6 protein-coding genes are annotated in these 7,978 nt (G+C 70.2%); 1 reads left to right on the plus strand and 5 read right to left on the minus strand.

All coding sequences use genetic code 11. The features are described 5' to 3' along the window. Positions 1-489 precede the first annotated feature (489 nt). Positions 490-1,725, plus strand: a complete 1,236-nt coding sequence (locus tag HY703_01175) for a DEAD/DEAH box helicase (GenBank protein MBI4543789.1) — start codon at positions 490-492, stop codon at positions 1,723-1,725. 417 nt (positions 1,726-2,142) lie between these two features. On the opposite strand, the gene HY703_01180 is transcribed toward HY703_01175, so the two are convergent. The 5 genes from HY703_01180 to HY703_01200 all read right to left on the minus strand — a co-directional run. Continuing rightward, positions 2,143-2,421, minus strand: a complete 279-nt coding sequence (locus tag HY703_01180) for a hypothetical protein (GenBank protein MBI4543790.1) — start codon at positions 2,419-2,421, stop codon at positions 2,143-2,145. A gap of 50 nt (positions 2,422-2,471) precedes the next feature. Continuing rightward, entirely contained in the window at positions 2,472-2,858 is a 387-nt protein-coding gene (locus HY703_01185) for a hypothetical protein (protein ID MBI4543791.1), read from the minus strand. A gap of 289 nt (positions 2,859-3,147) precedes the next feature. Beyond that, positions 3,148-3,525 (minus strand): response regulator, encoded by a 378-nt coding sequence (locus tag HY703_01190; protein MBI4543792.1) that lies wholly within the window; start codon positions 3,523-3,525, stop codon positions 3,148-3,150. A 345-nt stretch (positions 3,526-3,870) separates the two neighbouring features. After that, entirely contained in the window at positions 3,871-6,849 is a 2,979-nt protein-coding gene (locus HY703_01195; protein ID MBI4543793.1) for a response regulator, read from the minus strand. Positions 6,850-6,867: 18 nt separating this feature from the next. Then, on the minus strand, positions 6,868-7,978 hold a 1,111-nt coding region (locus HY703_01200), incomplete at its 5' end, for a PAS domain S-box protein (GenBank protein ID MBI4543794.1).

Genomic DNA, 7,978 nt, shown 5'->3' on the forward strand with positions numbered 1-7,978 from the left:
CCGTCGCTCTTTGTGATGGACGACCGACGCGCGATATAGGTCACAGGCTGACGGCATCGCATGGGCTGAAGCGCGCTGCGTCGGGCCGCGCGCCCCTTCAGCCGAGCTGCGCGATGAGGGACCCACCCAAACTCAGCACGTCCTCTCTCCGGGTGGGGGTCCGTCTGCAACGTAGCGAACAGATTCCGAAGACGTGCCCTTCTACTTCACTCAGGGTAGGGCCTTTCTATTTCAAGGTTACACTGAAATCGATGCCTCGCTGCCTCGCTGCCTCGCTGCCTCGCTGCCTCGCTGCCTGCACTTGCTGGCGCGTGCCCCCTGTGCTAAATTTGTCGCAGTTGTGGTCACGAGGTCGGCACGCCGATCGGCGTACCCGGCCTCGATTTTTTTATGCCCGGCGCGGGCCGGCACTCACTTGCAGACCGCAGCCAGGCGAAGCCGGCGCAAATGTGAGTGCCGGCGAGAAGCCGGAGAAGTTTTTCAGGAATGATGAGGTTCGAGGATTTGATTCAGGCGCCGGAGCTGCTGGACGCGGTGCGGGAGCTGGGGTGGCGGCAGCCGACGCCCATCCAGGAACAGGCGATCCCGCCGGCCCGCCAGGGGCGGGATCTGGTGGGCATCGCGCAGACGGGGACGGGCAAGACGGGGGCGTTCCTGCTGCCGCTGCTCGAGCGGCAACTCGGTCAGGACGGGCTGCGCACGCTGGTGCTCTGCCCGACACGGGAGCTGGCGCAGCAGGTGGCGGCGGACGCGCGTGCGCTGAGCCGGCACACCGATTTCTGGGTAGGCGAGGTGGTGGGCGGACTGCCCATGGGGAAGCAGATCCGGGAGCTGAGGGCGGGAGTGGAGCTGCTGGTGGCGACGCCGGGGCGGCTGATCGATCACCTGCAGCGCGGGACGGTTGACCTCTCGGGCGTGCGTGCCCTGGTGCTGGACGAGGCCGACCGGATGCTGGACATGGGGTTCCGCCCGCAAATCGAGCAGGTGCTGGCAGCCTGCCCGCGCCAGCGGCAGACGCTGCTGTTTTCCGCGACCATGGCCAACGGCGTGCACGCCCTGGCGCTGCGCATCCTGCGCGACCCGGTGCGGGTCGAGGCGGCGCCCTCGGCCACGGCGGCGGCGGGCGTCGAGCAGTTGCTCTACCCGGTGCGGCCGGAGCGCAAGCTGCCCCTGCTGCTCCATCTGCTGGAGCAGCCGGGAATGGATCAGGTGCTGGTCTTCACGCGCACGCGGCGCGGCGCGGACCGCCTGGCGACGCAGCTCGAGGCCGCAGGCGTCTCGATCACGGTGCTGCACGGCGACCGCGACATGGGGGAGCGACGGGGCGCACTGGACGCCTTCGCCTCGGGTGCGGCCCGTGTGCTGGTTGCCACGGACGTGGCGCAGCGCGGACTGGACATCGAGGGGATAAGCCACGTCGTCAACTACGACGTGCCGCTCGATCCCGAGGACTACGTGCACCGCATTGGCCGCACGGGGCGCGCGGGCGCAACGGGTCAGGCGGTAACCTTCCAGACGGCGGCGGAGCTGGGGCAGGTCCGGGGCATCGAGCGGCTGCTGGGCTACCGGATAGCGCGGGTTTCCCTGCAAGCCTTCGATTACGCGGGCGGCGGCGCGGCGAGACCGGAGCCCGCGCGGACCAACCGCTCCGGCAGCCGCTTCGGCACGCGGCGGACGGACGCGCTTTCGCCGGAGCAGCTTGCGGAACTGCTGCGGGTAGGCTGAGGCCCGGCCGAGGAATCGTCCGCCGGGCCGGCTGCACTCTGGCATCCTGCCCTCATAGCGGTGGCCATCGTGTGCTCCGGAGCCGCTCGGCCGTGACCGGCCGGGTTCTGAACTATTGGATGGAGCTTACCTGCCCCTCCGGCTTGGCTGAGGGCCCGCATGTATCGGGTCGGGGGTCCCCCGGAGCGGGTGTTCGCGGAGCGAGCGGAGACCCCGCAGGCCGGCACTCACCTGCCAACCCGCAGCCGGGCGAAAAAACCGAATGTGAGTGCCGGCCGAGGAGGCTCCGCTAACCGGGAGCGCCACCCGCGAAGCGGGGACCCCCGACCCGAGACCGGCGCGGGGGTTGCCTCCTCGAGCCGGCCGAGTCCCGTGCTCCGTCGGGCACGGGCACGGGCACGGGCACGGATCACTTCCTCACTGCGTGCGCAGGAAGTAGGCGGCGCCGCTGAATCCGGCGTATACCGCCTTGCTTCCGTCGGCCGAGACGCGGGTGAACCACACCTCCGGGTCGGCGCCGTTGGGCCCCACGTACGTGCTTCCGCTCTGGCTGGCGGCCGTGCGCCGCGAGAAGAGCACGGTGCCGCTGCGGCTGAAGACATAGAACTGCCCGCCACCGGCCCCGCCGCCGCGCGTGCCGGCGGTGATGTAGCTGCCGTCCGGTGTGATCGAGACCTGGCGCGCCCCGCCGTCCATGGGCGGGTCGAGTGGCTGGCCTCCGGGATCTGGCCGCCGCCACAGGAGGCTCAGCTGCTCGTGCCCAGCGAGTAGAGGCGCACGTCCGTGCCCTGCATCCCCACCACGGCCAGCGAGTTGTCCGCGCTCATGTCCGTCCAGTAGACGCGGCTCCCCACGTCCAGGGACTGCACGCGCTGCCAGCGGCTGGTGGTATCGCTGCGCACGTAGTAGTGCACCCGCTGCCCCCAATCGCCCGCGATGATGCGGTTCCCATCCGAGGAGATGGAGAGGTGGCGCAGCTCCCCATCGGAGCAGTCCTTGCAGACAATGGAGTCTTGCTGCACCCGCTGGCGGCGGGCGAGGTCGTAGATGCCCAGGATGGTGATGGGCGAGGCACCGGCCGGCCGGGTCTGGCCGCCGTAGGCCACGTACCGCCCGTCAGTCGAGAAGTCCACGGCGCGCAGTTGATCGGTGGTCGAGTCGACGAAGATGGGCTGGAGCGGCGTCGTCGAGCCGAAGTCGAGGAGCGTGAACTTGCCGCCGCCCGCGCCGATGTAACGCCCGTCATAACCGCAATGGAGGCCAGCGCTCCGGCCAGGCCGGTGGCCGTGAAGCTCGCGGGCGCGAGACCGGAGACCGTCGCCAGCTCCTCGCCCTAGTGGCTGGTCACCGAGCCACCAGGATGGCGGGTCGCCGTCACCCTGGCGTTACGGCGCCGTCTCACGAGGCCGGTCCGGACTTCACTCATCGCGGGATCCGCCTGGCCAGGAGCGCGTCGATCTTGCCCAACAGGCGCGTGAGCTCGACCGGCTTGGTGTCGAAGTCGTCGCACCCCGCGGCGAGCGCCTTCTCCTGGTCGCCGGCCATGGCGTGGGCAGTCAGTGCGATGACAGGAATGGAGCGGGTGGCCGGATCGTCCTTGAGCTGACGGGTGGCGCCCCAGCCATCCAGCAGGGGCAGGCTCATGTCCATGAGGATCAGGTCCGGCCCCTCGGAGCTGGCCAGGGCGACGCCTCTCTCGCCATCCACAGCGATGACTACCACGTACCCCCGCCGCTCGAGCCGGCGCGAGAGCATGTCGCGGTTCATCTCGTCGTCCTCTACGAGCAGGATCTTGGGCACGTCCGGCTCCTTTCCATGGAAGTCTGTGGAAGCGTCGGCACTCCCAGCGCGCTCCGGCGCGAGGTCTGCCCTTCGGTCGAGCTGCGCGATGACGCGCCCACCAGCCCCCCTCCGTTCCCGACCCACCAGCTCCAACCCCCCCCGCTCCGCTCGCCTCAGGGCAGACCCGGCGCGCCGTCGCTAGTGGCAACGAGCGCAGGGGGGCTGCCGTTTTCGCCACCCTGTTTGGAGAAGCGGCTCACCGGCGGTGCGGCCAAGATCCCTAAGGTCGGAGATGCGCTGCGCCTCCTGCGCCAGGGATGACAGGCCATCTGCGGCTCATGGCCGCGCCGGGGCAGTTGCGGCTCACTCCCGGGCTGCCGGCGCGAGCCGGCGCCGCTTCACGTGCGCGGCCACCAGCTCCCGGACTTCAGCGAGCAGCCGCTCGCGCGTATACGCGCCCTTCTGCAGAATAGCCTCGACGAAGCCGTTCAGCCGCTGCCGGTCCGCGGCGGTCAATTCCTTGGCGGTCACGACGATCACAGGAATGGTCCGCCACTCCTCGCGCTCGCGCAAGGCGGCGGCGAACTCGAAGCCATCCATCTCGGGCATGACCAGATCGAGCAGCACGAGCTGCGGCCGCTGCTGCAGCATGCGCTCGAGGGCCGCGCGGCCGTTCTCGGCCTCGATGGCGGCGTAGCCCTCGCGCTCGAGGATGCGGCGAAGCATGGAGCGGATCGCGGCGTCGTCCTCCACGATCAGCACGGGCCCCTCCCCATCGCCGCGGCGGTAGCGGCCGAGCACCGCCAGCAGTCGCTCGCGGTCCACGGGCTTGGTGAGGTATTCGGTCGCGCCCAGTGCAAAGCCCAGGTTCTGGTTATCCAGGATGGTGAGCATGACGACCGGGATATCGGCCAGCTCCGGGTCGGCCTTGAGCGCGGCGAGCACGGCCCAACCGTCCAGGCCGGGCATGATGACGTCCAGCGTGATCACGTCGGGGTGCAGCTCCCGGGCGCGGCGCAGCCCGGCCTCGCCGCTAGCGGCCTCCTCGACGCGGAAGCCCTCGCGGCTGAGCGAGCGGCGCACGAGCTCGCGGGCGGCGGCGTCGTCGTCAATCACCAGCAGTGTGCCGGCTTCGCCGCTGCCTGCCTCGAGGGCCGCGGGCGCGGCCGCGGCGGCAAGTGCGGCGCTCTCCGCGGGCAGCGGCACCTGGGCGGGCAGACGGATGGTGAAGGTCGAGCCTCTGCCCAGCTTGCTGGCCGCGCGGACGTCGCCGCCCAGCATCTGGCAGAAGCGCCTGGTGATGGCCAGGCCGAGCCCGGTGCCGCCGTACTTGCGCGCCGTGGACGCGTCCGCCTGGGAGAAGGGCTGGAAGAGCCTGGAAAGCTGCTCGGGCGTCATGCCGATACCGGAGTCCTTCACGCGGAAGCGCAGCCACTCGACACGCCGCTCGCCCTCCGCCCACTCACGCCGCACTTCCAGGGTGATCGAGCCGCCTTCCGTGAACTTGCAGGCGTTGCTCAGCAGGTTCAGCAGACACTGGCGGACCTTGACCTGATCGGAGTACATCGAGCCCGGCGAGTCGCCACGGACCAGCTTCAGCCGGTTGGACCGCTTCTCGAGCAGCGGCTGGATGGTGGTGGCGACCTCGTCCACCATGCGTCCCACGTCGAAGCTCTCGAGGTAGAGCTCGGTGCGGCCGGCCTCGATCTTCGAGAGGTCCAGGATATCGTTGATGAGGCCCAACAGGTGCCGGCCCGCCGCCTGGATCTTCTGCAGGTCGGGGACCAGCGGCTGCTGGCCCAGCTCGTGGGCCTCCTCCTCCAGCATCTCGCTGTAGCCGATGATGGCGTTCAGCGGCGTGCGCAGCTCGTGGCTCATGTTGGCCAGGAACTGGCTCTTGGCTCGGTTGGCCGACTCCGCCAGCTCGCGCGCGTGCAGCAGCTCGCTGATGTCGTGGTAAAGCGCCATGAGGCCGACCAGCTCCCCCTCCACCAGGACGGGAACGGCCAACATCTCCACATCAATGAGCGTTCCGTCCTTGCGACGTCGCTTCACAATGCCGTGGGCGCTGCTGGCCAGCGCCTGGTAGGTGTAGGCCACCGCCTCCGAGCGGCTGGCCTCCGTGGTCACGAGTGAATCGAGGTTGCGCCCGTGCACCTCCTCCTCGCTCCAGCCGAAGAGCTTCTCGAAGGCGGGGTTCACGCCCATGATGTTGTGCTCGAGGTCCAGGGTGACAATGGAGACGGGGCTCTTGCGCACCACGGCCTCGAAGTACTGTTTCTGCTGCTGCGCGGCGGTGAAGAGCCGGGCGTTCTCGATGGCCACGGCCGCCTGCGGCCCGAACAGGTTGAGCAGGCGGACGTCCTGCGGCCCGAAGTGCCGGGCCGGGTCTCCGTCCCAGACGTTGATGGCGCCCACCAGGCGCCCGCCGATCAGCAGGGGCGCGACCACCACGGCGTGGGCGCCCACCTCGCCGTACTGCACGGAGCGGCCCTCCCAGGTCTGGTAGTCCGGGATGATCATGGGCTGGCGCGTCCTGGCGACGTGACCCATGGCGCCCTCGCCCACGGCGAGGCGCCGGCCGGTCGAGCCCTGGCCGGTGCGGTAGTTGGCGGCGATCACCAGCTCGGCTTTGGCCTCGTCCCAGACGGCCAGCTCGCCACCTGTCGCGTTCAGCAGGCCCACCGCGCGCCCGAGCACGGCCTGCAGCAGCCTGCCCAGCTCGAGCTCGGCCGAGAGATCGGCAATGGTAGCAAAGAGCGCTTCCTGCTCGTCGGCGCGGCGGCGCTCCGCTTCGAGGAGTCGGCGCTCCTGCGCCACCAGCCGCGCCCGCGCCAGAGCGAGCCCCGCCTGGTTCGCGGCCGCAGTCAGCAACTCGAAGTCGTCGGGGCCGAAAGTGCCCGCACGGGGGCTCTCGACAGCCAGGACGCCGGCGACCCGGTCGCCCAGCGGTATGGGCACGTCGACTTCCGCGCCCAGGTTCTTAGCCACTACCAGCCGCGGGTCTGTGGTCACATCCGGGGTATAGTGGAGCTGTCCGTCCAGCAACGGCCGCTCGGTCAGCCCGCGGCCGGGAGGGATACGGAAGTCGGGCGGCACGTCAGCCCAGCCCACACTGGCGCGCAGCACGCGGTCGCCCGTGTGCTCGTCAACCAGGAACACGCCCAGGAAGTCGTAGCCGCGCGCCTCGTTGTGCAGACCCTGGACGAGGCAGCGGCAGACCTGGTCCTCGTCCAGTGCGCCCGCCAGCTCGGTGCTCAGCCGGAGCAGGATTTCCTGGCGCCGCGCCAGGTCGACGCCGCTCCCGCGGGGCGGGTTGCTGCCCCGCTTCTTGCTCGCCATGGCTCCTCCGTTACCGCATCAGCTCTCGGCCGCCACGCGCGGCGCTTCTGCCGCGGGCGAGCGGGGAGCGCCGGCGGCGCCCGCCCGGAACGCCGCCCTCGCCTCGCCGCTCGAGGCGCGGGGCTCGGCCGGCAGGCGCATGGTGAAGCTCGAGCCGTGGCCCGGGTGGCTCTCGACGGCGACGTCGCCACCCAGCATCTGGCAGAACCGCCGGGTAATGGCCAGGCCGAGGCCTGTGCCGCCATACTTCCGGGCCGTGCCCGCTTCGGCCTGTGAGAAAGCCTGGAACAACCTGCCCACCTGCTCCACGGTCATGCCGCTGCCGGTGTCGGTGACCCGGAAACGCAGCCAGTCGCCGGCTCCGGCCGCGGCGGCCCCGCCGGCCGCGCCGGCCGCGCTACCGCCACCGGCCACCCTCACCGCTTGCGCCCGGCCCCCTGCGCCTGAGCCGCCACTCTCTCTCGAGACCGCGAGCGTGATCTCGCCCCGCTCGGTAAACTTGGACGCGTTGCTGAGCAGGTTCAGCAGGCACTGGCGCACCTTGACCAGGTCCGAGTGCATCGAGCCCATCCCGGCGGCGCAGCGAACGATCAGCCGGTTGGCTTGTTTTTGGACCAGCGGCCCGACGGTCGTGGCCGCGTCCTGGACCATCTGGGCCACGTCGAAGGTCTCGAGGTAGAGCTCGGTCTTGCCGGCCTCGATCTTGGACAGGTCCAGGATATCATTGATCAGACCGAGCAGGTGGCGGCCGGCCGACTGGATCTTCTGCAGGTCCGGAACCAGCCCGCTCTGCTCGAGCTCCTCGGCCTCCTCCGCCAGCATCTCGCTGTAGCCGATGATGGCGTTAAGGGGCGTGCGCAGTTCGTGACTCATACTGGCCAGGAACTGGCTCTTGGCCCGGCTGGCCGCCTCCGCCTCGCGGCGCGCGCGCACCAGCTCGGTGATGTCGTGGTACAGGCCCATGAGGCCGACACGCTCGCCGTCCAGGACTACGGGGACGCCGAGCACCTCGACATCTACCAGCGTGCCGTCCTTGCGCCGGCGCTGGGTAATGCCATGCACTGGCCCGCCCAGCGCCGTGCGGGTATAACCGACGGCCTCGGAGCGCGTTGCCTCGTCCGTGATCAGC

This window comes from Gemmatimonadota bacterium, assembly GCA_016209965.1.
Taxonomy (GTDB): domain Bacteria; phylum Gemmatimonadota; class Gemmatimonadetes; order Longimicrobiales; family RSA9; genus JACQVE01.